General features: G+C 34.8%; 1 protein-coding gene. It reads left to right on the forward strand.

The annotated features are described in order from the left end of the window. The coding region (locus AMO19_RS03410; protein ID WP_146255925.1) for a DNA/RNA helicase domain-containing protein at positions 1 to 256 on the forward strand (256 nt) is incomplete at both ends.

Below are 256 nucleotides of genomic sequence, written 5' to 3' on the forward strand. Positions count from 1 at the left end.
TTACGCTTAATAATGCTATTGATGAATCAAAAAAGAATGGATATAAATCAATATTTCTTTTAACTGGAGTTCCAGGAGCTGGGAAAACTTTAGCTGGGTTAAATCTCGCCAGTAATAGAAGAAAAAATGACCAATTTAATGAAGAACATACCGTTTTCTTATCAGGTAATGGCCCTTTAGTAAGAGTGCTTAGTGAATCTCTGGCACGTGATGCGAAAGATAATTATGGGAAAAAGATTAGTGAAGCCAGAAGAGA

The sequence above is a fragment of the Prochlorococcus marinus genome, assembly GCF_001180245.1.
GTDB lineage: Bacteria > Cyanobacteriota > Cyanobacteriia > PCC-6307 > Cyanobiaceae > Prochlorococcus_A > Prochlorococcus_A marinus_F.